Here is a 24,425-nt window from a genome sequence, read left to right as displayed (position 1 = left end):
TCGCTCACTCCGCCGGCTGCGGCTCGGGGCCGGTGGCCGACCAGGCGCCTGGTGTCGTCGCCGCCGAGCGCACGACCTTCGGTTCGGGCACCTGCGGATCGGCGCCGGCTTCCGCCGCAAGCGAAGCCGCACGCAGCGCCTTCGCCCTGCCGCGCCAGCCGTCCCACATGCCGACGATGCCCTTGGGCAAAAGCAGCGTGACGGCGACGAACAGCCCGCCCAGGGCGAACAGCCAGAATTCCGGCATCACGCCGGTGAACCAGGATTTGCCGGCGTTGACCAACAGCGCGCCGATGATCGGGCCGACGATGGTGCCACGCCCGCCGACGGCGGTCCAGATCACCACCTCGATCGAGTTGGACGGCTCGAACTCGCCGGGATTGATGATGCCGACCTGCGGCACGTAGAGCGCGCCGGCGATGCCGGCCATGATGGCCGAGACGGTGAAGGCGAAGAGCTTGACATTCTCGGCCCGCCAGCCGAGGAAGCGGGTGCGGCTCTCGGCGTCACGCACGGCCATCAGCAGCTTGCCGTATTTGGAGCGAACGATCGTCGCCGTCACGAAGACGGCGAGCGCAAGCGTGACGGCGCTCGCCGCAAACAGCGCCGAGCGCGTCGCGTCGGCCTGCACGCTGAAGCCGAGTATGTCCTTGAAATCGGTCAGTCCGTTGTTGCCGCCGAATCCCATGTCGTTGCGGAAGAACGCGAGCAGCAGCGCATAGGTCATCGCCTGGGTGATGATCGACAGGTAGACGCCGGTGACGCGGCTGCGGAAGGCGAACCAGCCGAAGACGAAGGCGAGCAGGCCGGGCACCGCCAGCACCATGAGCGCCGCAAACCAGAAATGGTCGAAGCCGTGCCAAAACCACGGCAGTTGCTTGTAGTTCAGGAACACCATGAAATCCGGCAGGATGGGGTTGCCATAGACGCCGCGCGAACCGATCTGGCGCATCAGATACATGCCCATCGCATAGCCGCCGAGTGCGAAGAAGGCGCCGTGGCCGAGCGAAAGAATGCCGCAATAGCCCCACACCAGGTCGAGCGCGAGCGCCAGCAGCGCGTAGCAGAGATACTTGCCGACCAGCGCCACGATGTAGGGCGGGATGTAGAAGGCGTTTTGTGGCGAGACTGCCAGGTTGAGCAGCGGCACGACGATGGCTGCGGCGAGCAGCGCGAGGATCGTGACGGCGATGCGGCGGTCGGCCGAAAAGAAGCGCTTCACGATCATGCTTCCACCGCCCTGCCCTTCAGCGCGAACAGGCCGCGCGGGCGTTTTTGGATGAACAGGATGATCAGCACCAGGACGACGATCTTGCCGAGCACCGCGCCGGCATAGGGCTCGAGGAACTTGTTGACGATGCCGAGCGAGAAGGCGCCGACCAGCGTGCCCCACAGATTGCCGACGCCGCCGAAGACCACGACCATGAAACTGTCGATGATGTAGCCGCGGCCGAGATTGGGCGAGACATTGTCGATCTGGCTGAGCGCCACGCCGGCAATGCCCGCGATGCCTGACCCCAGCGCGAAGGTCAGCGCGTCGACCCATGGCGTCTTGATGCCCATCGAGGCGGCCATGCGCCGGTTGGCGGTGACGGCTCGCATCTGCAGCCCCCAGGACGTGCGCTTCATGACATAGAGCAGCACGCCGAACACGGCGAGCGCGAACACCAGGATCCACAGCCGGTTCCAGGTGATCGCCAATTGGCCGACATCGAACGAACCCGACATCCAGGACGGATTGCCGACCTCCTGGTTGGTCGGGCCGAAGATGGTGCGCACCGCCTGCTGCAGGATCAGCGAGACGCCCCAGGTGGCCAAAAGCGTTTCCAGCGGCCGGCCGTAGAGGAAGCGGATGATGCCGCGCTCGATGGCGAGGCCGACCAGCGCGGCGACGAGAAAGGCGAGCGGCAGCGCGATCACCAGCGACCAGTCGAACAGGCCGGGGAACGAGGTGCGGATCACCTGCTGGACGACGAAGGTGGTGTAGGCGCCGAGCATCACCATCTCGCCATGCGCCATGTTGATGACGCCCATGACGCCGAAGGTGATGGCAAGTCCGATCGCGGCCAAGAGCAGCACCGATCCGAGCGAAATGCCGTACCAGATGTTCTGCCCGGCATCCCACAGCGCCAGCGTCGAATTGATCTTGCCGATGGCGGCCGTTGCCGCGTCCTTGACCGCACCTTGCGCATTGGCCTCGACGGAGGTGAGCAGCGAGAGCGCGTCGCGGTCGCCGCGGGTCGCGATCACCGAGATCGCCGCGAGCTTGTCCGCCTCCGGCTTATCCGAGACCAGGATGGACGCGGCGTGCGCCTCATCGAACATCGACTTGACGGCGGGATCGGTCTCCGCGGCGATCGCGGCATCGAGCGGTTCGATGTTCGCCGCGTCTGGCGTCTTGAACATCGTTATCGCCGCGGCAAGGCGCACGCTCGCGTCCCTGGCGCGCAGCGTCAGCGTGCCCAGGGCATCGCGGATCGTGCGGCGCAATCCGTTGTTGACCTTGATCTTGGTCAAATCGGCCTTGGCGGCGTCGGCCGTCTTTTCGCCGCTTAGCGGATCGAGCAATTCGATGCTGTCTCCCGCTTCCTTGCCGACAAAGACCTGTGAGTCGCCCTTGCGAATGTAGAGATTGCCGTCGGCCAGCGCCGAAAGAGGTCGTTCGACGGCCGGATCGCCGCTCGCGGCAAGCTCGCGCACAATGGCCTCGGTAGCCGAGAAGCCGGTTGCCGTCGCGAATTTGGCGATCGACGCGCGAAGGTCGGCCTCGGCCGCCTTCGACGGCGTCAGTCCAGCCATCGTCAACAGCAACATCAGACCAATTGCGCGCAGCAGCAGCATTGTCGTCTTCAAGCAGCTTTCCTGGTTTCGGTGATCTTGCCCGGGCGGGTTGAGGAACCTGCCCGGGCAGCGGTCTCGGATCGTGGGGCCACTCCTCGACCCGAAAGACCTGGGAGGATCAGTTGGTACCCTTGCCGCCGCACTTGCCGGTCTTGACGTTGAAGTTGCCGCAGCTGAGCGGGGCGCGCCAATCGGAGATCAGGTCCTTGGAGTCCGGCAGGTAGTCGGACCACTCGTCGCCCATCACCAGGCCAGGCGTTTGCGAGACGGTCTCGAACTGGCCGTCGGCCTGGATTTCGCCGATCAGCACCGGCTTGGTGATGTGGTGGTTGGGCATCATCGTCGAATAGCCGCCGGTCAGGTTCGGCACCGACACGCCGACCATGGCGTCGATGACCTTGTCCGGATCGGTGGTGCCGGCCTTCTCGACCGCCTTCACCCACATGTTGAAGCCGATGTAGTGGGCTTCCATCGGGTCGTTGGTGGTGCGCTTGTCGTTCTTGATGAACTTGTGCCAGTCGTCGATGAACTTCTTGTTCTCGGGCGTGTCGACGCTTTCGAAATAGTTCCAGGCGGCGAGATGGCCGACGAGCGGCGCGGTGTCGAGACCTGCCAGTTCTTCCTCGCCGACGGAGAAGGCCATGACCGGAATGTCCTCGGCCTTGATGCCCTGGTTGCCGAGCTCCTTGTAGAACGGCACGTTGGCATCGCCGTTGACGGTCGAGACCACGGCCGTCTTCTTGCCGGCCGAACCGAATTTCTTGATCGCCGAAACCTCGGTCTGCCAGTCGGAGAAGCCGAACGGCGTGTAGTTGACCATGATGTCCTCGGCCGGCACGCCCTTCGCTTTCAGATAGGCTTCGAGGATCTTGTTGGTGGTGCGCGGATAGACGTAGTCGGTGCCTTCGAGCACCCAGCGCTTCACCGAACCGCCATCGGCGCTCATCAGGTAATCGACAGCCGGGATGGCCTGCTGGTTCGGCGCCGCACCGGTGTAGAAGACGTTGCGCTCGCTCTCCTCGCCCTCATACTGGACCGGGTAGAACAGGATGTTGTCGAGCTCCGAGAACACCGGCAGCACCGATTTGCGCGACACCGAGGTCCAGCAGCCGAACACGGCCGCGACCTTGTCCTTGGAAATCAGCTCGCGCGCCTTTTCGGCGAAGAGCGGCCAGTTGGACGCCGGATCGACGACCACCGCTTCCAGTTTCTTGCCGAGCAGGCCGCCCTTGGCGTTTTGCTCGTCGATGAGCATCAGCATGACGTCCTTCAGCGTCGTCTCGGAGATCGCCATGGTCCCCGACAGCGAATGGAGGATGCCGACCTTGATCGTGTCTTCAGCCGCCTTGGCGGAAGCCGAGGCCAGCAGGCCGGCAGCGACGACGCCCGCCGACAGGATTTTTGTAATTTTCGCGAAGTTACCCCTCATATGACACACTCCCAAGCGTGATTGTTTGCATCGCAACATACACTGTGCAAGCGACGTGCCAGACGGGAATGCGCTCGACGGAATTTCAGATAACGGAGAGATTACAGGCGGTTATCCGGTAGCCGGGAAACTTTTCGCATCCGCTGCAATGCAGCGGGTTGAGAAAAGTTTACGCAATGCTGCCTAGATTTTGCCCAAATGGTAAAAATGCCTAAACTTTCATCATGAAGGCAGAGCCGGGCTGATCAGCCCCGTTGCGGGCCTATGGCAAAATGGGGCAAGGTCGCCGAGCAAACGAGCGACGTCATGGCCCGAACGATCCTGAGTTTCCTGCTTCTTGTCTCCGCCGCCGGCGGCGCTCGCGCCGATTTCACCGATGGCAAGTTGCCGGACGGCGCCTATCACTGCGAGGTCTACCTGCTCGGCCTGTTCCTCAATCTCGGCGACATCACCATCAAGGGCAATGTCTATAGTGGCCCAGTGACCTTTGGCGCTTCGGGAACCTATAACTACCAGATGAATCCCAATGGCGAGATCACCTGGCTTGGTCCGCTCGGCGGCTACACCAGCGGCGGCAATTCGATCTCCATGACCCAGGCGACGCTGGACGATCCAAGCGGTCCCTCCTTCGACATCATCATGAAGCAGCAGGACGGTGCCTTCACGGCCTCGACCTGCACCAGAAGATAGTCCGCATAAAAAAGGCGCGGAACCCTCACGGGTCCCGCGCCAGCAGGCAGTCGGGAGGTCAGATAGTCTTTGCCGACATCTGGGCTGCGATGTAGTCGGCCTGGCGGATCGCCAGCGTCACGATGGTCAGCGTCGGGTTCTCCGCGGCACCGCTGGTGAACTGGCTGCCGTCGGAAACGAACAGGTTCTTGATGTCGTGCGATTGGCCGTGCTTGTTGACGACGCCATCCTCCGGCTTCTCGCTCATCCGGTTGGTGCCGAGATTGTGGGTCGACGGATAAGGCGGTGTCGGGAAGGTCCGCGTTGCGCCGACCGCGGCGTAGAGCGCCTGGCCTTGCTTGTAGGCATGATCACGCATTGCTTCGTCGTTCGGATGGTCGTCGAAATGGACGTCGGCGATCGGCATGCCGTGCTCGTCCTTCTCGTCCTTGTGCAGCGTGATGCGGTTCTCCTCGCGCGGCATGTCCTCGCCGACGATCCACAGGCCCGCCATGTGGTCGTAATGGTCGAGCGCGGTGGTGAAGGATCGGCCCCAGCCACCGGGGTTGAGGAAGGCCGCCATGAATGGCAGCCCAAGCGACAAGGTTTCCATCTCATAGCCGCCGACGAAGCCGCGCGAGGGATCGTGGCGCGCCTCGTCGCGGATGATGCCGGCCATGGTTGTACCGCGATACATGTGCACCGGCTTGTCGAAGATCGCATAGACCGAGCCGGTGGTGTGGCGCATGTAGTTCTTGCCCACCTGCCCGGATGAGTTGGCAAGCCCATGCGGGAATTTGGATGATTCCGAATTGAGCAGCAGGCGCGGGCTCTCGATCGAATTGCCGGCGACCGCGACGATGCGGGCCTTCTGCTCCTGCAGCTTGCCGTCCTTGTCGGCATAGACGACGCCGGTCACCTTGCCGGAAGCGTCATGGTTGATCTTGATCGCCATCGAGTTCGGCCGGACTTCCAGATGCCCGGTCGTCTCGCCCTTCGGGATCTCGGTGTAGAGCGTCGACCATTTGGCGCCCCATTTGCAGCCCTGGAAGCAGAAGCCGGTCTGCTGGCAGGAGTTGCGGTCGTCGCGCTCCACCGAATTGATGGCCATGTTGCCGGTGTGGCACTCCTTGTAGCCGAGTTTGTCGGCGCCGGCCTTGAGGACCTTGAAGTTGTTGTTGCCGGGCAGCCGCGGCCAGTTGTTGGTGCCTGTCACGCCCATCTTGGCTTCGGCCTTGGCGTAATAGGGCTCCATCTCGGCCAGCGTCACCGGCCAGTCCAGCAGGTTCGCGCCCTTGACCTTGCCGTAGGTCGAGGCCGTCTTGAACTCATGTTCCTGGAAGCGCAGCGAGGCGCCCGCCCAGTGCGTCGTCGAGCCGCCGACCGACTTGACGATCCAGGCCGGCAGGTTCGGGAAATCCTTGGCCACCCGCCAGTCGCCCGAGGTGGTGCGCTTGTCCTTCCAGGCAAGCTGGGCAAAGGAATCCCACTCGTCATTGATGAAGTCCTCATATTCGTGGCGGGCGCCCGCCTCGAGGATGACGACGTCGATGCCTTTCTGCGCGAGTTCGTTGCCGAGCGTGCCGCCGCCGGCGCCGGAGCCGATGATGACGACCACGCCGTCGTTCTTGAGATCAAATGATGCTGCCATGGTTTCCTCCCATGAAATCTGTCGAAATGCGGTTCGGGACAGAGCGGCTCAGAGCCACTCGATGTCGTTGAAGCCGCGCGCGATGTAGCCGCCCTTGGAGTAGGACTCGCCCTCGTAACCGAAGATCGGCCACACCTCCTTCTGGTTGTAGAGGCTGACGACGAGGCCGCCGCGCACCGCCTGGAAGAAGGGCGTCTTCTCGATGCCGGTCAGCAGCGCAACCCGCTCCTCTTCCCAGCCAAGCCCGCGATAGCCGCCTTTGCCGGCCTTCTTGTCGAGCTCGGCGATGCCCTTCTCGATCAGCTCCTTGTGGGCCGGGTCCTTGGCTGCAGTCTCGTCGTGGCCCTTGACGGCAATGGCGTAGTATTTGTCCGGCACCTGGTCGTGCGGATAGATGTCGCGCGCCACCTGGATCAGCGTCGCCATCGTCTCGGGCTTCAGCGCCGAGGTTTCGAGACCCCAGGCGTGTTCGGGGCTGATGACGGCGCTGCCGGCGATGATGAGCAGCGCACCAGCGCCGCCGCGCTTGAGAAGCTCGCGCCGCGAAAGCCCGGCTTTCTTCTCGTAGCCCGGCTTCTTCTCGTAGACTGTAACCATGATTTCCTCCCTGCTTGCTGTTCGCACCCCCTGAGGGAGTGCCGTTGCTGGCGCCGCGCCCCTCCGCGGCGAATATCCCCTATTGGAAGCGCCCTCCCCGCTGCAGGACCTCGATCTTGTAACCGTCGGGATCCTCGATGAAGAAGAAGCGGGCGATCAGCGCTCCGTCGCGGTTGAACTCGACGATCTTCTTCGGATTGAGGCCGAGCGCGCCGATCCGGTCGTGCTCGCTGTCGAGATCGGCGACCGAGACAGCGAGATGGCCGTAGCCGTCGCCGAGCGCATAGGGTTCGGTGCGCCCCTTGTTCACCGTCAGCTCCACCTCGAACAGCGAACTGCCATTGCTGAGATAGATGAGCGTGAAGGTCTCGAAATCGAGCCGCTGCGCGATCTCGAGGCCGAAGGCCTTGTTGTAGAAATCGACGGACCGCGCCTCGTCGAGAACCCGGATCATGGAATGGATCGCCTTCGCCAAATCGGTCTCCGCAGCTTCTGGTGCTTACGCAAACGATTATGCGCGCCGGCGAAAAAAGGTGGTGGCAGCCGATTACCACGCACGGAACTGGAAAACGGCTAGTGTCGCTCCAGTTTTAGCTGCATGCTGTCCAAAGGCTGCCGCGGTTTTGGGGACCGGCATGCATCAAACAAAGGCTTGAAGCGGGGCGCGCCGAAACGGTTTCAAGCGGCGCGCTTCAAGGACGAAAGTCCGATTGCCGTTGCCGGCCATCGGATCGAAAATGACAAACGCAGGCAGTGTTCAAAAAGGCGCCAGCAACTCAATCGGCGCCCAAGACAAACAAGAACGGGAGGTACCGATGTGCAGAGTCTTTGCCGGACAGGATCCGGAAGGCTACCGGCAGATCAACAGGTCGATCCGCATCGACGGCCATTCGACCAGCATCCAGCTCGAGGCGACATTCTGGGGTCTTCTTGACGAGATCGCCGACAGCCAGGGACTGACGACGCCGAAATTCATCTCGAAGCTCTATGACGAGGCGATCGAGATCAACGGCCAGATTCCGAACTTCGCTTCCATGCTGCGCACCACCTGCGCGCTCTATCTGCGGGGCCATCGCCCCAACGCCGAGGAGCAGGCTGCGTTGAAGCAGGAAGCCGCCTAGCTCCCGGCCGCGACTTCGAGCGCCAGCCGGGTCATGTCGGTGAAGAGAGCCTGGCGCTCCGAATAATCGGTCAGCTCGCCGGTGGCGATATGATCGACAACGGTGAGCAGCGACAGCGCTCGCGCGCCGAACTGCGCCGCAATCCTGTAGAGGGCGCTGGTCTCCATGTCGACGGCCAACGCCCCCAGCGCGATCGGCTCGTCGAACCGGGCGCGGCCATCGGGATGGTGGAACACGTCGCTGCAAACGGTCAGTCCCGAGCTGCAGGCGATGCCGAGATCGGCCGCGCGTCGAAGCGCCAGCGCATGCAGCGCCGGATCCGGCCCGGCCGGCTGATAAAGCCCGAAGACTTGCCCACTGATTGCTCCCTCGGCCCGCACCTCGCTGGAGATGACGACGCCGCGCAGGGGCACATCTTCCGACAAACCGCCGCAGGTGCCGGTGCGTATCAGTGTCTTGGCACCGTAACAATCCAGCAGCTCGAAGGCATAGATCAGGAAAGACGACACCCCGATGCCGGTTGCCTGGATGCTGACCGGCTTGCCGCGGAACCGGCCGGTGAAGCCTAGCGCGCCTCTTCTACGGTTCACGCAGCGCGGCGCGTCCAGAAAAGTTTCCGCCATCCATTGGGCGCGCTCGGGATCGCCCGGCAACAGCACCGTTTCGGCATAGTCCCCCCGGCCCGCCTCGATATGCGGCGTCACGCGCTACCATCCCCATGATAGACCCATCCGACAACCATCATGGGCAGGGCTGCCGCAATGTGCAAGCGCTAGCTTCTTTAGGACTCCAGCACGTCCTTGACGATCGTCGCCAGTTGCTTGAGCGAGAACGGTTTCGGCAGGAAGCCGAAATGCGCGTCGGCCGGCAGGTTCTTCGCAAACGCGTCCTCGGCATAGCCCGAAACAAACACGAACTTGATGTCCGGTTGGCGTTTGCGCAGTTCGCCGAGCAATGTCGGCCCGTCCATCTCCGGCATCACCACGTCGGAGACGACGATGTCGACCTTGCCGCCGAGCGCCTCGAACACTTCCAGCGCCTCGACACCGGAAGACGCCTCATGCACGGTGTAGCCGCGCGAGATCAGCGCCCTGACGCCGCCCATGCGCACGGCGTCCTCGTCCTCGACCAGAAGCACGGTGGCCGAGCCGGAAAGATCCTTGGCCGTATCGGCCGGCTTGGTCGGGGCCGCTGCCGCCGCCGGCGCCTCGCCGGGCTCTGCCTGCTTCTTCACCTCGGCGATGTGGCGCGGCAGGAAGATACGGAACACCGTGCCCTTGCCGACCTCGGAATCGCAGAAGATAAAGCCGCCGGTCTGCTTGATGATGCCGTAGACCATCGACAGGCCAAGGCCCGTGCCTTTGCCCACTTCCTTGGTCGTGAAGAACGGCTCGAAGATCTTCTTCAGCACGTCGGGCGCGATGCCGCTGCCGGTGTCCTCGACGTCGACGAGCACATAGTCGGCCGGCGCCAGTTCGCGATAGGCGAAGGACTTGCACTCGTCGGCGGTGACGTTGCGGGTGCGCACGGTGAGATCGCCGCCGCTCGGCATGGCGTCGCGCGCGTTGACGGCGAGATTGACCACCACCTGCTCGAACTGGCCGATATCGACCTTGACCGGCCACAGGTCGCGGCCGTGGTCGATCTTCAGCTTGATGTCGTTGCCGACCAGCCGGGCGAGCAGCATCCTGAGATCGGCCAGAACATCGGTCAGGTTGAGCACTTCCGGCCGCAGCGTCTGCTTGCGCGAGAAGGCCAGCAATTGCCGCACGAGCGAGGCCGCCCGGTTGGCGTTCTGCTTGATGTTCATGATGTCGGGGAAGGACGGGTCCGACGGCCGGTGGTTGGTCAAGAGAAGATCGGACGCCATGATGATGGCGGTCAGCACGTTGTTGAAGTCGTGCGCGATGCCGCCGGCGAGCTGACCGACCGCCTGCATCTTCTGGCTCTGCGCCATCTGCCCCTCGAGCGCCTTCTGCTCGGTGGTCTCGACCGCGTAGACGATCGCCGATTCCTCGGCGCCTTCGCTGCCCGCGCTGTCGGCGACGGCGTTGACGTAGAAGCGGATGTGGCGCTCCTCGTTGCCGGGCAGCACGGAGTCGATCGGCTCGATATTGGCCTGCCGCTGCCGGGCCTTCTCGAAGGCTGTGGCGAAAGCCGGCCGGTCGCGCTCGTGAACGATGGTCTCGAACCGCACCCGCCGGTCGACCGCGTCGCGGTCGACCACGGACGAAAACAGCTGCAGGAAGGGCGCGTTGGTGCGCAGGATGCGTCCGTTCGCATCGACACCGGCAATGGCCATCGGCGTCGAGTTGAAGAAACGGGTGAAGCGAACCTCGGAGGCTCTGAGTTCCGCGGAAGCGTCCTCACCCTGGGTGCGGTTGAGCACGATCGTGCGGGTCGGGCCGTTCACGCCTTCGCGGCTCGCCGAAACGCGGTGCATGAAGCGTACCGGCAGCGCCTGGCCGCTCATGGTGGTGAGGTCGAGGTCGATGACGGCGTTGCGGGTGGTACCGGGGTCGGCTTTGACCGAGCGGACCAGCGCCATGCCGTCGCCGGCGATGATTTCCGGCAGCGTGATGGCGCCCGGCGTGAAGGAGGCAAGGTCGATGCCCAGCCACTCGGCGAGCGTGGCGTTGATATAGGTGACGCGGCCCTCCTGGTCGGCCGAGAAGAACCCGGCCGGCGCATGGTCGAGATGGTCGATGGCTTTCTGCAGGTCGAGGAAGAAACGCTCCTGCTCCGCCCGTTCCTGCGAGATGTCGGCGAGCTGCCAGGCCAGCATCGGCAGCCTTTGCCCGGGCATGCTGAAGGCGCGGGCGCGGGCGCGGTACCAGCGCGCGCCGGGCTCGGCACCCGGCTTGATCGACTGCGCCAGCCGGAACTCGCCGTCGCCGGCCTGGCCGTCGCGCAGGCCCGACGCCAGCCGGTAGATCGTCATCGAGGCCTCGGGAACATCCGAAAGCAGCCCTTCGACGGTCTTGAGATCGGCGGCCGAGGCGGCACCCGTCATATCGGCATAGGCGCGGTTGGCGTAGACGACGCGGCCCTTGGTGTCGGTGACCACAAGGCCCTGCGACATCGAGTCGACGAAGGCTTTCGACAATTCGTCGCCGGTCGAGCGCGGCGCGATCTGCACGAAGCCGATCGCGGTCGCGAACAGGAAGCCGACGCCGATCATGGCGAGCACGCCGAGCATGCCGAGCAGGAAAGGATCGCCGAGACGCTCGCGGAACAGTCCGAAGACGATCGCGGCGCCGGTCAAGACGACGATGAAGACGATAAGCCTGGTGACGGCGCCCGGACGCGTGTTCTGGTCGACGATCGGTACCGGATAGAAATCGCCGCGCGCTTCCTTGGCCATGTTCCCCCTGCTCGTGATTCCGGTGTCCGATGGGCGCGGACGGCCGGTTGAATCACATTCTCCTGTAACGGAAAAGGCCCCGGCGGCAAATGTCCGATAAAATCAACGATTCATGTTTCAAACTGTTCACGATAGGTGATGTGAACTTGCGGTCGCTGGTCCCAACGGTCTAGTGTCCCCTCACTTCAAAGATGGCGATTGGGGTGCACTGATGCAGTGGCTGGATAATGTAGCGGGCCCGGGTTACGTCGCTGCAATCCTGTGGACGGTAGCGGCCCTCATCCTGCTGGTTGTCGTCCTGCTCGCCATCAAGGTGGTCCGCAACCTGACCTTCGGCACCTTCGTCGCCGGCGGCAGGAACCGCAAGACGCGGCTTGCCGTGATGGATGCCACCGCTGTCGACAGCCATCGCCGGCTTGTCCTGGTGCGCCGCGACGACATCGAGCACCTGATCCTGATCGGCGGGCCGACGGATGTCGTGGTCGAGCGCGACATCAGGCTGGCGGCGCCGCGCCGCCCGGCATTGACGGGCGACGGCGGTCAGCAGCAGACAGGAGCTGCGCAACGCCCGCGCGCGCCGCAACCGGCGCCCGCCCCCGCCAGGCCGCCCACTCCGCCTGCCGCCCAGCCAGTTGCCGCCACACATCCGCGCGCGCCGGCGCCCGCGCCCATCAAGCCGGCGGCGCCGAGCCAGCCGACGGCCAAGGTCATGCCGCTGCCGGGCTACGGGACGACGAACGGCAGCACCAGATATGCGCCACCGCCCTCAAACGACTCCATCGACGACACGCTGATGCACGAACTCGAGACCTCTCTCGACGACCAGCATTCCCAGCCGGCAATCGCCAAGCCCGCGGCCAAACCTTCGCTCGATGACGAAATGACCAAGCTCCTTGGCGAGTTGGGCAGCCACAAGCGCTGACCGGCCACCGGCGCAAGCGAGCCTCTTCACGCCCCTGTCGGCAAAGACAAATGGGGCGCTGAAAAACAAAATGGCCGGAAATCCCGGCCATTTTCGATGTTCTTGCCCAGCTAGATCGCGTCAGTCGTCGCGATAGACCTTCTCGCGACGCTCGTGGCGCTCCTGCGCCTCGATCGACAGTGTCGCGATCGGACGTGCGTCGAGCCGCTTCAGCGCGATCGGTTCCCCGGTCTCCTCGCAATAGCCGTAGGTGCCTTCGTCGATGCGCTGGAGCGCGGAGTCGATTTTCGAGATGAGCTTGCGTTGGCGATCGCGGGCGCGCAATTCGATGGCGCGGTCGGTTTCGGAGGAGGCGCGATCGGCTAGGTCGGGGTGGTTGGCGTTTTCCTGCTGCAGGATTTCGAGGGTTTCGCGAGCTTCGCGGAGAATGTCGTTCTTCCAGGTGATAAGCTTTTGACGGAAGTACGATTTTTGCCGTTCGTTCATGAACGGCTCGTCTTCGGAGGGTACGTAATTGGCGGTAACGATATCGTTCATTCGACTCACCCAACAACCCCAAATTTGGCGCCTATATATTCGGGGACAAGAGCCTGCACAAGCGCTATCGGCGACAGTTTCACGCAATTGTTAGTCACGCATCGGCGGCCCGCGCGATGACTTTGTTTCAACGGCACAAAACGAATTCGCACATGATTCGTTGCAGTTGCTGGCGCCGGCCATTGTGCATGACTTGGTTCTGGTGACTAATCGCGCTTTGCCAAGAAGGCGGCGTCACGGGGGTCCGGTTGAGCAGACTTTATCTGTTGCGGCATGCCAAAGCCGGCTGGGCGCTGCCCGGCGTGCGCGATTTCGACCGCCCGCTCGACGAATCGGGCATGGCCGATGCCGAAGCGATCGGAGAGGCCATGCGGGCCCGCACCTACGTGCCGGACGTCACCCTTTGCTCCAACGCCAAGCGGGCGAGGCAGACGCTGGAAGGCCTGGCGGGGCGCACCGACACCGGCCGGGTCCTGTTCTTCGACACGCTCTACAGCGAGGATGCGGCCGGCTACCTCGATATCATCCGCAAGAATGGCGGGGCCAACTCGCTGCTGGTGATCGGTCACAACCCCATGACCGAAGATCTGGCCATGGCGGTGTCCGGAGATGGCGAGCAGGCGGCGCGCGGGATGATGAATCACGGTTTTCCGACCTCCGGCCTTGCCGTGGTGCGCTTTCCCGGCAACCTTGCCGAAGCGGCGCAGGGCAACGGCTATCTCGAAGCCTTTCTCACGCCCGCCGATCTCTGAGGCCATTTCAAACGCGCGGTCCAGGGCCTATATCGGGCGCTGACGCGCAACCAGAGGCCCGATTTGGCATCATCGCTGACCAATTTCACCGACGAGGCAAGGATTGCGCTCGACACGTTGTCGGGCCGCGCCGCCGGGCTCTTCTCTCCGTCATTGCGTCTTGGCGTCACCGGCCTTTCCCGCTCCGGCAAGACGGTGTTCATTTCGGCCCTCGTCCACAATCTCATCCATGGCGGACGCCTGCCGCTCTTCGAAGCGCAGAAATCCGGCCGCATCGCCCGTGCCTTCCTCGAGGAGCAGCCGGACGATGCCGTTCCGCGTTTCCAGTATGAGGATCATGTCGCGGCTTTGGTGAACGACCGCGTCTGGCCGGACTCCACGCGCGCCATCTCGGAACTGCGGCTCACCATCGAATATGAGTCGGCTTCGGGCTGGAACCGGTTGTTTTCAGCCGGAAAACTATCCATCGATATCGTCGACTATCCCGGCGAATGGCTGCTCGACCTGCCGCTGCTTGGCAAATCCTTTGCCGACTTTTCGCGCGAGGCGGTCGAACTGGCCGCCCTGCCCGTCCGCTCGGACCTGTCGCAGGCATGGCGCGAACTGGCCTCCGCCATCGATCCCGATGCCGACGCCGACGAGATGACGGCGCGGCGATTGGCCGAAAGCTTCGCCGCCTATCTCAAGGCCTGCAAGCTCGACGAACGCGCGCTGTCGACGCTGCCGCCCGGCCGTTTCCTGATGCCGGGCGATCTCGAAGGCTCGCCGGCGTTGACCTTCGCGCCGCTGATGACGCTGTCGCAAGGCCGGCCGCGCTCCGGATCGCTGCAGGCCATGATGGAACGCCGCTACGAGGCCTATAAGACGCATGTCGTCAAACCGTTCTTTCGCGAGCACATCGCCCGCCTCGACCGGCAGATCGTGCTGATCGACGCCATGCAGGCGCTGAATGCCGGGCCGGCCGCCATGGCCGATCTGGAGCGCGCCGTCACCGAGATCCTGTCCTGCTTCCGGCCCGGGCGGGGTAATTTCCTCACCGACTTCTTCTCGCGCCGTATCGACCGTATCCTGGTCGCCGCGACCAAGGCGGACCATCTGCACCACGAAAGCCATGACCGGCTGCAGGCGATCGTGCGCCGGCTGACCGATCGCGCCGTGGCGCGCGCGAATTTCAGCGGCGCCGCCGTCGACGTCGTCGCCATGGCCGCGGTTCGCTCGACCCGCGAAGGCACGGTGAAGCAGGGCCGCGAGACGCTGCCCGTCATCATCGGCGCCCCGCTGAAGGGCGAGAAGATCAATGGCGAGACATTCGACGGAAAGACCGAAACCGCCATATTCCCGGGCGATTTGCCGGAAAAGGTCGATGCGGTGTTCGACAATTCCGGATCGCCGCCCGACAGCACCGAACCGGCGATCCGCTTCGTGCGTTTCCGCCCGCCGAAACTCGAACGCACCGCCGAAGGCGTCACGCTGTCCTTGCCGCATATCCGGCTCGACCGCGCGCTGCAGTTCCTGATCGGAGATCATCTGGCATGACCGCGCCCCGCAAACCGGCGGCCTTCCGCATCGAGCCCGAGACCGAGGCGCCGCCGCAACCACAGCGAAACCGCGTCGCCGAGGAGCAGCCGGCGCGCAGGCCACGTGCCGCGCGGGCTGATGTGGCGGTCGTGATCCCCTCGGAGGTCGATGTCTTCGACGAGCCGGACATCGAGGCTGCGGTTCCGCCACCGGCGACGGCGCCGAGAAAGCGCTCGCTGCTTGCCCGGCTGTTCCTCGGTGCTCTGAGCGTGCTCGTCTCGCTGGCGGTCGGTCTTTGGGCCGACCAGCTGATCCGCGACCTGTTCGCGCGCGCCGAATGGCTTGGCTGGCTGGCGGCCGGCATGGCGGCGATTGCGCTGCTCTCGCTGCTCGTCATCCTGGTCCGCGAATTCCTCGCCATCGCCCGCCTGGCCGAAGTCGAAAAGATGCAGAAGCGGGCCCTGGATGCCGTGGCGCGCGACGATCCCAAGGCGGCGCGTGCCTTGGTCGACGAACTCTCGGCCTTCGTCGCGGCAAAGCCCGAGACCGCCGCTGGGCGCCGCTCGCTCGCCGAATTGCGCGGCGAGATCATCGACGGCGCCAATCTGGTGCGGCTTGCCGAGACCGAGATCCTGTCGCCTCTCGATGCCCGCGCGAAAATCATGATCCTCGAGGCCGCGAAGCGCGTATCCCTGATCACGGCCGTCAGCCCGCGCGCTCTGGTCGACATCGCCTATGTCGTGTTCGAGGCTGGACGGCTGATCCGGCGGCTCTCCGAACTCTACGGCGGCCGCCCAGGCACGCTCGGCTTCTTCCGGCTGGCGCGCGGCGTGCTCGCGCATCTGGCGGTGACCGGCTCGATCGCGGTGGGCGACAGTTTCGTGCAGCAGATCGTCGGCCATGGCCTGGCCGCAAAACTCTCGGCAAAACTCGGCGAAGGCGTGGTCAACGGCATGATGACGGCGCGCATCGGCATCGCCGCGATGGAAACCGCCCGCCCCTTGCCGTTCATCGCCGTCAAGCGCCCCGGCCTAGGCGATTTCCTCTCGGCGCTGACCTCGTTCGCGGCGCGAAAGAACAGCCAAGACGACCGATAAGGTAAACGCGTGACCCGCTGCGGGTGACGAAGCATTAACCAATCTTCTGCATGGTCAGTCCGGTCCCAAGAATAGACTCTTTCGTGCCGGGTGTCGTCGATGAGAAGCGTAATCCTGTCCTGCGTCCTGCCTGCCACCATTGCGATTGCCGCGCCGCTCGGACTGGTCGAAAAGGCCTTTGGCGCAGAGCCGGACAAGCAGTTTTTCCGCTCCGTCGAAGGCAGATGGGTCGGCCCTGGCGAGATCATCGCCGGTAAGTACAAAGGCACCAAATTCACCTGCGATTTCAATGGCTCGACGCCCGCCAGCAAGCTCGGCATGACGCTTGACGGCGGCTGCAGGGTCGGCGTGTTCACGCAAAAAATGTCGGCCAGCGTCGAACGCAAGGGGCGCGATGGTTACAGGGGCACCTTCATGGGCGGCTCGACCGAAAGCGGCATGGACATTGTCGGCGGCAATGTCGTCGACGCCCAGAAAGTCGTCTTCACCATCAACCGCAGGCAGTTGAACGGCGTCATGCAGGCGCGTGTCCCCGACGGCAATTCGATGACCGTAACGGTGGCCGTGCGCGTCAACAATCAGCTGGTGCCGGTGATCGGCATGAGCCTGAAGCGGATCGATCCGGTCGAAGTCGGCGCCATCGCCAAGAACTGATCCGGCGCGCCAACATCTGCCAGAAAAGGGCGGCGGCCGCGTGACCACCGCCTTCGCATTGTCGATGGTTGAGCTCAACCCTTGATGGTGGCGGTCAGTTCGTCATAGGCCTTGCAGGCTTCGTCGAGCGTCGTCGCGCCCTGATATTTGGTCGTCACGGCCTGCACCTTGGCGGTCAGATCGGCCGCCTTGCTCGGATCCTTGGTGATGGCTTCCTGGAGCGCGGCGGCCATGTCCTGCGCCTTCTTGGCAGCTATTTCCTGCGTACATTCCGGCCCCTTGGAGCAAGCCGAACCGGCCAACGCCGCAACACCGACGGCAACGAGCAAAAACTTCTTCATGTCAATCATCTCCTCAAAAAAGGCAGCCGCCCATCGCCGCTGCCTCCGATGGCCGAAGCCGAACGTGCCATAACCTCTGATTGTGGCGTTGCGCAACGACCGGGCCGTCAACTTGTGTAACGCGGTTGCAACAGGCGTTCGCCGCGGAACCTGCTGCTTCGTATCCTGCTGCATGCCCCTGCTCTTCCAGCCAGTCTCCGCGCCCTTGCCTCTCGCTCCCGGGGCATGCAAGGAGTGCTTCTGATGCATGTCGCCCAGAAGTGTGCAGCGGTTCTGGGACAACGACATGCATCAAATCAAAAACCTAAAGCGCGTCGCCTGAATCCATTTCAGAGGGACGCGCCTTAGAGAACGGGATGACAGGCATGGCAGCTGAAGCGTCGAGCAGCGATCTGGTGCAGGTGGTGGCGCTGCTCGCCGCGGGCGTCGTCGCCGTGCCGATTTTCAAGCGCATGGGGCTGGGCTCGATCCTCGGCTACCTCGCCGCCGGCGTGGTCATCGGCCCCTTCGGCCTGCGCATCTTTTCCGAATCGGAAGCGATCCTCCATGTCGCCGAGCTCGGCGTCGTCATGTTCCTGTTCATCATCGGCCTGGAGATGCAGCCGTCGCGCCTTTGGGGCCTGCGCCGCGAGATCTTTGGACTGGGCGCGCTCCAGGTCGGCGTCTGCGCCGTGCTTCTGACCCTGGTCGGATTGGCCGGAGGCTTTCCCATCGCACAGTCCTTCGTCGCCGGCGCCGGGTTCGTGCTGACCTCGACGGCGATCGTCATGCAACTGCTCGAGGAGCGCGGTGAGATCGCCACGCCGAAAGGCCAGCGCATCGTCTCGATCCTGCTGCTCGAAGACCTGATGATCGTGCCGCTCCTGGCGCTGGTCGCGTTCCTCGCGCCCGGCGGCGCCGAAACCAGCCTTTCGGAGCGACTGACCGAGGTCGGCATCGGCATCGCCGCGATCGTTGGACTGGTCGTGGCCGGCCGTTACTTGCTCAACCCGCTCTTCCGCATCCTGGCCGACGCCCGCGCCCGCGAAGTCATGACCGCCGCCGCGCTTCTGGTAGTGCTGGGATCGGCCCTGGCCATGCAACTCTCCGGCCTGTCGATGGCGATGGGCGCCTTCCTTGCCGGCGTGCTTCTGTCGGAATCGACCTTCCGCCACCAGCTCGAAGCCGATATCGAGCCGTTCCGCGGCATCCTGCTCGGCCTGTTCTTCCTCGCCGTCGGCATGTCGCTCGACCTCGGCGTCGTCGCCCAGAACTGGCGGCTCGTCGCCGTCTATGTCGTCGCCTACATGGTCATGAAGGCGGTCGGCATCTACGCCGTCGCGCGCATTCTGAAGAGCAGCCACCGCGAGGCGCTCGAACGCGCCGTCTTCATGGCGCAGGGCGGTGAGTTCGCCTTCGTGCTCTATTCGTCCGCCGCCGCGGTCGGCATCATCGATGGCCAGGCCAACGCCACGCTGACCGCCATCGTCATCATCTCCATGGTGCTGACGCCCTTGGCGATCATAGCGCTGCGCTACCTGACCCCGCGCGACGAGCAGTCCCTCGACGGCGTCGACATCGCCGACGGCCTCACCGGCAGCGTGCTGATCATCGGCTTCGGCCGCTTCGGCCAGATCGCCAGCCAGCCGCTTCTGCTGCGCGGGATGGACGTCTCGATCATCGACAACGAGGTGGAGATGATCCAGGCCGCGGCCGATTTCGGCTTCAAGGTCTATTACGGCGACGGCACAAGGCTGGACATCCTGCATGCGGCCGGCGCCGGGCGCGCCCGCGCGGTGCTGATCTGCGTCGACAAGCCGGACGCCGCCGTGCGCATAGCCCAGTTGATCAAGGCCGAATTCCCTCTGGTCGCGATTCTGGCGCGCGCCTTCGATCGAGGCACGGCGCTGCAACTCGTGCGGGCCGGCGTCGACTATCAGTTGCGCGAAACCTTCGAATCGGCGCTGGTCTTCGGCGGTTCCGCGCTGGAGGCGCTGGGCGTCGATCCGGAAGAAGTCGCCGAGGTCATCGAGGATGTGCGGCGCCGCGACGAAGCGCGCTTCGAGACGCAACTGGCCGAGGGCGTGCGCGCCGGCCAACGTTTCCTCAAGGGCAATATCGGCACGCCGATCCCGACGCCGCTCACCCAGCCGCGCCGCGCCGGCCGAGCGTTGAACCAGGAAACGGCCGTCGTGCTGAACCAGGCAGAGACCAAGAACTGAGGGGCGACGCATGGCAGAACTCGATCCGCGGGCGCTTTCGGTCACCAAATTCTGGCGCGATGGCGGCGAGGACGCCTGGTTTGAGAAGAACGACGCCTTCGACACGGATTTCCGCAATCGCTTTTTGGAGCTGCATTACGCCGCCGCGCGGCGCGAATGCGACCATTGGAACGCGCATGCCGAGGGGTCGCTGGCGCTGATGATCCTGCTCGACCAGTTCCCGCGCAACTGCTTCCGCGGCACCGGCCACATGTTCGCGACCGATCCGCTGGCGAGATACTTCGCCGACAAGGCAATCGCCGCCGGTCAGGACCTGGAACTGGAAGAACTGGTTCGCGTCTTCCTCTATTTGCCCTTCGAGCATTCCGAATTGCTGGCCGACCAGGAACGGTCAGTGCAACTCACAACCGCCAAAGCGCCCGAATACCTCAAATACGCCGAGGAGCATCTGCAGATCATCCGGCGCTTCGGCCGTTTTCCGCACCGCAACCGGATGCTTGGCCGCGCGACGACCGCCGAGGAAAAGGCATTTTTGGACGGCGGCGGTTTTTCCGGCTAACCAGCCGGTTTTACCCAAGCCACCATTCGCGGCCGGACGGCAGCCGCTCGATACCGGAAATATCGACGGCTTTGAGCCGTTCCGACACGCTCCTGCCGCCGACCGAAAGCCCTGGCGCGATCTCGGCCAGCGGCGCCAGCACGAAGGCGCGCTCCAGCATGCGCGGATGCGGTACTTCGAGCCCGGTCTCGTGGATCACCCGGTCGCCGAAAACCAATATGTCGATATCGATCAGGCGGGGGCCCCAGCGCTCCTCGCGCACGCGCTTCAACCGCCTCTCGACGTCGAGGCAAAGGTCGAGCAGCGCGCGCGGCGAGAGAGCCGTCTCGATCGCGGCGGCGGCATTGAGGAAATCCGGCTGGTCGAGCTTGCCCCAGGGCGGCGTGCGGTAAAGCGAGGAGACGGCGGTGACGTGCGTCGCGTCGTCGCCATCCAGTATGCGCAATGCCGCGCCCATAGACTTCGCCGGCTCGCCGAGGTTGCCGCCGAGACTGAGGTAGACAGCGCTATTCTGGCCAGACAACGGTCACCTCGACATAATCGAGCACGCCGGGCACCGGCGCGTTTGGTTTGCGCACGGTGATCTCGGCCTTCCTGATCTGCGAAAACCTGGCCGTCAGCGCCTTCGCGACCTCCAGCGCCAGCGCCTCGATCAGGAAGCGGCGATGTCCGGTCACGATCTTCTCGATGACCGCGAAGGCGACGCCGTAATTGACGGTATCCTCGATGGAATCCTCCGTCAGCGGACGGCTGGGCTCGACCGTCAGCTCGGCATCGACATAGAAACGCTGGCCAAGCGTCTCCTCCTCGTCCAGCACGCCGTGGCGGGCGAAGAAGGCGCAGTTCTTCATACGGATGACGTACATGATCAGTGTCCGGGAGGAAGGTCGATTTCGCGTTGAAGCATAGCATCGGTCACCGCCAGCGCATCCACGTTGATTGCGACATCGTGGACGCGAAACAGGTCGGCTCCCTTCAAGCGCAGGATGACGCTGGTGGCAGCCGTGCCCGCTGCCCGTTCGGCGGGCTCGCGCCCGGTCGCGGCGCCGATGAAGCGCTTGCGCGAGGTTCCGGCCATCAACGGGTAGCCGAGCGCCCGGAGCTCGGAAAATCGCGCCATCAGGTCGAGGTTTTCCTCCGCCGTTTCCTTAGCGAAGCCGAAGCCGGCATCGAGCACGATCTGGCTGTCGGCGACATTGCCGGCGCGCGCGATCTCCAGCGATCTGCGCAGGAAAAGCAACTGATCCTCGATCACGTCGGGCAATTTGTGCCGTTCGCGCCCGGTATGCATGATGACGAGCCCGGCCCCGGTCTCGGCGGCGACGCGCGCGATGCCCGGCTCGCGCTGCAGCCCCCAGACGTCGTTGACGATATGGGCGCCGGCGGCGACGCCAAGCCGCGCGGTTTCCTCGCGATAGGTGTCGACCGAAATCAGCGCCTCGCCGGAAGCGGCGAGCGCCGAGATGATGGGCAGCACGCGCGCCTGCTCTTCCTCGGCCGTGATCGGGGCGAAACCCGGCCGCGTCGACTCTCCGCCGACATCTATGACGGCGGCCCCCTCCTTCACCATACGGCGCGCCTGCTCCAGCGCCTTTTCAGGCACGATGAACAGGCCGCCGTCCGAAAAACTGTCGGGCGTGACGTTCAGGATGCCGACGACGACCGCCTTCGGACCGAGGTCGAGATAGCGCCCATGCGCCAGCTGCCATCGCCTTGTCGTCATCATCCATCAACCATGCGTGATCCGCGCGAAATCAATTCCGTTGCGCTGGCGACGGCCCTAAAGCAAGGTGCGTGAAGAGGCAATATGATGAACCGATCCCTTCTTTGCGCCCTGATGCTCGCTTTGACCGCCATGCCGGCGGGCGCGGCCAATCTGGTCAAGACCTACAGCTATTTCAGCGTCGGCGGCCGCACGCTCGACGATATCCAGAACCAGCTGTCGAGAAACGGCCCCAAGGTGAAGAGCACCGGCTCGCGGCATCCAGGCGCCACGCAGATGGCCTTCACCACCCGCATCAGCTACGCGCAGGGCGCGGACTCTTGCCGCATCACCGATGCCGCCGTCACCGTGAAGGTCAAGGTGATCCTTCCCGAATGGCGGCGCCCGCGCAAAGCCGATCCCGACGTCAGGCTGTTCTGGGACACGCTGTCGGCCGACATCAAGCGGCATGAGGAGCGCCATGTCGAGATCGCCAAGAACCATGCGCGCCTGCTCGAGGATGCGCTGAAGGCACTTCCGCCGCAAAAGACCTGCGAGCAGGCGAAGCTCAACGCCGCTGCGGTCCAGGCGGCCGAGCTCGCTAGGCACGATCAGGACCAGTTGCGCTTCGACCGCGTCGAGAGCGTCAATTTCGAAAGCCGTATCCTTCGGCTGATGCGCTACCGCATGGAACGCGTCGAAGCCGGCCAACTGCCACCGCCTTGACTTGAGAGCCGGCCCCATCCCGGGCCAATTTCGTCCAAGCATGGTGCCAGACTGGAAAAACTTTCGAGCGGCGGTCGAAATCGGCCTATATCGAACGACATATAGCGGGTTCGAAGCAGCCCCCAGGGCCTCGAACAGTGAAGAGAAATGACAGACGCCAGGCACGACGGGTCGGCCGCAGCCGTTTTGGCGCACTGAGCATCAGCCTTTGAAAGAATGACGCATGGACCAGACCGTCGAGAACCAGGCGATGGCGCCGAAAGCCGCGCCGATGATGAGCGAGAGCGAGAAAAATGCCATCATCGGCGGCGTGCTGTTGTCGATGTTGCTGGCGGCCCTTGATCAGACCATCGTAGCCCCTGCCCTGCCGACGATCGCGCGCGCGCTCGGCCATGCCGAGTATCTGCCGTGGATCGTCACCGGCTATCTCTTGACCGCGACCGCGATGGCGCCGCTCTACGGCAAGATTTCCGACGTCTACGGACGCCGCCCCGTCATCTACGCCGCCATCCTCGTCTTCCTGCTCGGGTCGCTGGTCAGCGCGCTTGCTCCCAACATGCTGGTGCTGGTCATCGGCCGCGCCATCCAGGGCGCCGGCGGCGGCGGTCTCTTCGCGCTCGCCCAGACGGTCATCGGCGATCTCGTGCCGCCGCGCGAGCGAGCGCGTTATGCGGCCTGGATCTCCGGAACCTGGGCGGTCGCCAGCGTCGCCGGCCCGCTGCTCGGCGGCGTATTCGCCGAACATTTGCACTGGTCGCTGATCTTCTGGATCAATCTGCCGATCGGCTTCCTGGCCATGGCCATCATCAACAACCCGCTAAGGAAGCTGCCGATCGCGGCCAAGAACCACCGCATCGACGGCCTGGGCGCGGTGCTGCTGGTTATCGCCACGTCGCTGCTGCTCCTGGCGCTCAATTGGGGCGGCAGCGCCTATCCCTGGTTCTCCCGCGAAATCCTTGGGCTGGTCGCCTGCTCGGTCGTATTCTGGGCCTTCTTCGCGTTGAGGGTGCTCAAGGCGGCCGAGCCTTTGATCTCGCTCGAAGTCCTGAGCAACCCGATCGTGCTCGCCGGCACAATATCGATGTTCCTGCTGCAGGCCGCCAACATCGGCGCATCGGTATACCTGCCGGTCTATCTGCAATCGGTCGTCGGGCTTTCGGTCAGCGAATCCGGCACCGCGATGCTCGGCCTCTTGCTGGGCACGGTCGCCGGCGCGACCTTCAGCGGCCGCACCATCCCGCGCTTCGTCCACTACAAGCGCATCGCCATGATCGGCGTCAGCCTGGCCATCGTCTGCATTGGCGTGCTCAGTGCCATTGCGGAACACGCCTCGCTGCTCGAGGTGGAAATCCTGACCACTCTGATCGGGCTGGGCAGCGGCACGACATTCCCGGTCGCCACCGTCTCGGTCCAGAATGCCGTCGATCGCGCGCATCTGGGGGTCGCGACAGGCGTGCTGACCTTCCTGCGCACGCTGGGCGGCGCGCTCGGTGTCGCCTTGCTTGGCGCCGTTGCGCTCGGCTACGGCCTGCCGCTCTCCGCCGAAGGCTCGCAGACGCATATCCAGCTGGCATCGGCGTTGCCGTTCGTGATGATTTTCGTCGCCGCCGGCTTCATGCTCGTTCTGGCGCTTGTCGTGCTCTTCCTGATGCCGGAAAAGGAACTGCGCGGCCGCGACGAGCACGCCGCGCCCGTGCTTGCGGAATAGGTGTTGAGATTCAGGTGCTGCCATTCGCAGGCCGGC

General features: G+C 64.3%; 24 protein-coding genes. 11 read left to right on the top strand and 13 right to left on the bottom strand.

The features are described from left to right. Positions 1 to 4: 4 nt before the first annotated feature. The 3 genes from urtC to urtA all read right to left on the bottom strand — a co-directional run bounded on the left by urtC (position 5) and on the right by urtA (position 4,270). Entirely contained in the window at positions 5 to 1,228 is a 1,224-nt protein-coding gene (urtC, locus tag FJ418_RS05665) for an urea ABC transporter permease subunit UrtC (RefSeq protein ID WP_140864191.1), read from the bottom strand. After that, entirely contained in the window at positions 1,225 to 2,841 is a 1,617-nt protein-coding gene (urtB, locus tag FJ418_RS05660; RefSeq protein ID WP_140864600.1) for an urea ABC transporter permease subunit UrtB, read from the bottom strand. Before urtB ends, urtC begins: the two co-directional genes overlap by 4 nt. 118 nt (positions 2,842 to 2,959) lie before the next feature. After that, on the bottom strand, positions 2,960 to 4,270 hold the full coding sequence (gene urtA / locus FJ418_RS05655; RefSeq protein WP_140782861.1) for an urea ABC transporter substrate-binding protein: 1,311 nt from the start codon (positions 4,268 to 4,270) through the stop codon (positions 2,960 to 2,962). A 306-nt stretch (positions 4,271 to 4,576) separates the two neighbouring features. On the opposite strand from urtA, the gene FJ418_RS05650 reads away from it, so the two are divergent. Continuing rightward, positions 4,577 to 4,960, top strand: a complete 384-nt coding sequence (locus tag FJ418_RS05650; RefSeq protein ID WP_140642919.1) for a hypothetical protein — start codon at positions 4,577 to 4,579, stop codon at positions 4,958 to 4,960. A gap of 58 nt (positions 4,961 to 5,018) precedes the next feature. Here the strand turns inward: FJ418_RS05650 and FJ418_RS05645 are convergent, their stop codons facing one another. From FJ418_RS05645 to FJ418_RS05635, 3 genes are all read right to left on the bottom strand, one after another. After that, positions 5,019 to 6,590, bottom strand: a complete 1,572-nt coding sequence (locus FJ418_RS05645; protein WP_140652981.1) for a GMC family oxidoreductase — start codon at positions 6,588 to 6,590, stop codon at positions 5,019 to 5,021. 48 nt (positions 6,591 to 6,638) lie between these two features. Further along, the gene (locus FJ418_RS05640; RefSeq protein WP_140652979.1) at positions 6,639 to 7,187 is read right to left on the bottom strand and encodes a gluconate 2-dehydrogenase subunit 3 family protein; all 549 of its coding nucleotides are present in this window, start codon (positions 7,185 to 7,187) and stop codon (positions 6,639 to 6,641) included. 79 nt (positions 7,188 to 7,266) lie between these two features. Then, on the bottom strand, positions 7,267 to 7,662 hold the full coding sequence (locus FJ418_RS05635) for a VOC family protein (RefSeq protein ID WP_140642927.1): 396 nt from the start codon (positions 7,660 to 7,662) through the stop codon (positions 7,267 to 7,269). 340 nt (positions 7,663 to 8,002) lie between these two features. Between FJ418_RS05635 and FJ418_RS05630 the strand changes: the two genes are divergently transcribed. Beyond that, positions 8,003 to 8,308 (top strand): ribbon-helix-helix domain-containing protein, encoded by a 306-nt coding sequence (locus FJ418_RS05630; RefSeq protein WP_140652977.1) that lies wholly within the window; start codon positions 8,003 to 8,005, stop codon positions 8,306 to 8,308. Here the strand turns inward: FJ418_RS05630 and FJ418_RS05625 are convergent. Both FJ418_RS05625 and FJ418_RS05620 read right to left on the bottom strand, forming a co-directional pair. Then, positions 8,305 to 9,012 (bottom strand): purine-nucleoside phosphorylase, encoded by a 708-nt coding sequence (locus FJ418_RS05625; RefSeq protein ID WP_140864189.1) that lies wholly within the window; start codon positions 9,010 to 9,012, stop codon positions 8,305 to 8,307. The genes FJ418_RS05630 and FJ418_RS05625 overlap by 4 nt on opposite strands. 77 nt (positions 9,013 to 9,089) lie before the next feature. After that, positions 9,090 to 11,672, bottom strand: a complete 2,583-nt coding sequence (locus FJ418_RS05620) for an ATP-binding protein (protein ID WP_140782863.1) — start codon at positions 11,670 to 11,672, stop codon at positions 9,090 to 9,092. A 211-nt stretch (positions 11,673 to 11,883) separates the two neighbouring features. On the opposite strand from FJ418_RS05620, the gene FJ418_RS05615 reads away from it, so the two are divergent. Then, entirely contained in the window at positions 11,884 to 12,594 is a 711-nt protein-coding gene (locus FJ418_RS05615) for a flagellar biosynthetic protein FliO (RefSeq protein ID WP_140856895.1), read from the top strand. A gap of 120 nt (positions 12,595 to 12,714) precedes the next feature. Here FJ418_RS05615 and dksA read toward each other — a convergent pair whose 3' ends face one another. Then, positions 12,715 to 13,131 (bottom strand): RNA polymerase-binding protein DksA, encoded by a 417-nt coding sequence (gene dksA, locus FJ418_RS05610; RefSeq protein WP_095765270.1) that lies wholly within the window; start codon positions 13,129 to 13,131, stop codon positions 12,715 to 12,717. A 248-nt stretch (positions 13,132 to 13,379) separates the two neighbouring features. Between dksA and FJ418_RS05605 the strand changes: the two genes are divergently transcribed. The 4 genes from FJ418_RS05605 (at position 13,380) to FJ418_RS05590 (ending at position 17,152) form a co-directional block, all read left to right on the top strand. Then, the gene (locus FJ418_RS05605; protein WP_140652968.1) at positions 13,380 to 13,883 is read left to right on the top strand and encodes a histidine phosphatase family protein; all 504 of its coding nucleotides are present in this window, start codon (positions 13,380 to 13,382) and stop codon (positions 13,881 to 13,883) included. Between the two features lie 63 nt (positions 13,884 to 13,946). Continuing rightward, positions 13,947 to 15,419: a YcjX family protein gene (locus tag FJ418_RS05600; protein WP_140864187.1), complete on the top strand. Its 1,473-nt coding sequence runs from the start codon at positions 13,947 to 13,949 to the stop codon at positions 15,417 to 15,419. After that, positions 15,416 to 16,498 (top strand): TIGR01620 family protein, encoded by a 1,083-nt coding sequence (locus FJ418_RS05595; RefSeq protein WP_140642943.1) that lies wholly within the window; start codon positions 15,416 to 15,418, stop codon positions 16,496 to 16,498. Before FJ418_RS05600 ends, FJ418_RS05595 begins: the two co-directional genes overlap by 4 nt. Before the next feature lie 99 nt (positions 16,499 to 16,597). After that, positions 16,598 to 17,152: a hypothetical protein gene (locus FJ418_RS05590; protein WP_181166851.1), complete on the top strand. Its 555-nt coding sequence runs from the start codon at positions 16,598 to 16,600 to the stop codon at positions 17,150 to 17,152. A gap of 74 nt (positions 17,153 to 17,226) precedes the next feature. On the opposite strand, the gene FJ418_RS32315 is transcribed toward FJ418_RS05590, so the two are convergent. Further along, a complete protein-coding gene (locus FJ418_RS32315) occupies positions 17,227 to 17,667 on the bottom strand; it encodes a hypothetical protein (RefSeq protein WP_246682947.1) in 441 nt (146 codons plus the stop codon). Positions 17,668 to 17,858: 191 nt separating this feature from the next. On the opposite strand from FJ418_RS32315, the gene FJ418_RS05580 reads away from it, so the two are divergent. Then, entirely contained in the window at positions 17,859 to 19,694 is a 1,836-nt protein-coding gene (locus tag FJ418_RS05580) for a monovalent cation:proton antiporter-2 (CPA2) family protein (protein ID WP_140864183.1), read from the top strand. Positions 19,695 to 19,704: 10 nt separating this feature from the next. Then, positions 19,705 to 20,253: a DUF924 family protein gene (locus FJ418_RS05575; protein WP_140864181.1), complete on the top strand. Its 549-nt coding sequence runs from the start codon at positions 19,705 to 19,707 to the stop codon at positions 20,251 to 20,253. Positions 20,254 to 20,263: 10 nt separating this feature from the next. Here the strand turns inward: FJ418_RS05575 and folK are convergent, their stop codons facing one another. From folK to folP, 3 genes are read right to left on the bottom strand one after another with little or no spacing between them, the layout of a single operon-like run. Next, positions 20,264 to 20,776, bottom strand: coding sequence for a 2-amino-4-hydroxy-6-hydroxymethyldihydropteridine diphosphokinase (gene folK, locus FJ418_RS05570; RefSeq protein ID WP_140864179.1), 513 nt, complete (start codon positions 20,774 to 20,776; stop codon positions 20,264 to 20,266). After that, positions 20,760 to 21,119 carry a dihydroneopterin aldolase gene (folB, locus tag FJ418_RS05565; RefSeq protein WP_140642958.1) on the bottom strand — a complete coding sequence of 120 codons (360 nt, stop codon included), beginning with the start codon at positions 21,117 to 21,119 and terminating at the stop codon, positions 20,760 to 20,762. Before folB ends, folK begins: the two co-directional genes overlap by 17 nt. 2 nt (positions 21,120 to 21,121) lie before the next feature. After that, complete coding sequence (gene folP / locus FJ418_RS05560; RefSeq protein ID WP_140864177.1) at positions 21,122 to 21,976, bottom strand: dihydropteroate synthase; 855 nt, start codon at positions 21,974 to 21,976, stop codon at positions 21,122 to 21,124. 84 nt (positions 21,977 to 22,060) lie between these two features. Here folP and FJ418_RS05555 point away from each other — a divergent pair, with 84 nt between their 5' ends. Further along, positions 22,061 to 22,681, top strand: coding sequence for a DUF922 domain-containing protein (locus FJ418_RS05555; protein WP_140864175.1), 621 nt, complete (start codon positions 22,061 to 22,063; stop codon positions 22,679 to 22,681). Positions 22,682 to 22,904: 223 nt separating this feature from the next. Then, positions 22,905 to 24,389 (top strand): MDR family MFS transporter, encoded by a 1,485-nt coding sequence (locus FJ418_RS05550; RefSeq protein WP_140864173.1) that lies wholly within the window; start codon positions 22,905 to 22,907, stop codon positions 24,387 to 24,389. Positions 24,390 to 24,425: the final 36 nt, after the last annotated feature.

The organism is Mesorhizobium sp. B2-8-3 (assembly GCF_006440815.1).
Taxonomy (GTDB): domain Bacteria; phylum Pseudomonadota; class Alphaproteobacteria; order Rhizobiales; family Rhizobiaceae; genus Mesorhizobium.
Note: the sequence above shows the minus strand (reverse complement) of the source record. Positions and strands in the feature narration are given on the sequence as shown.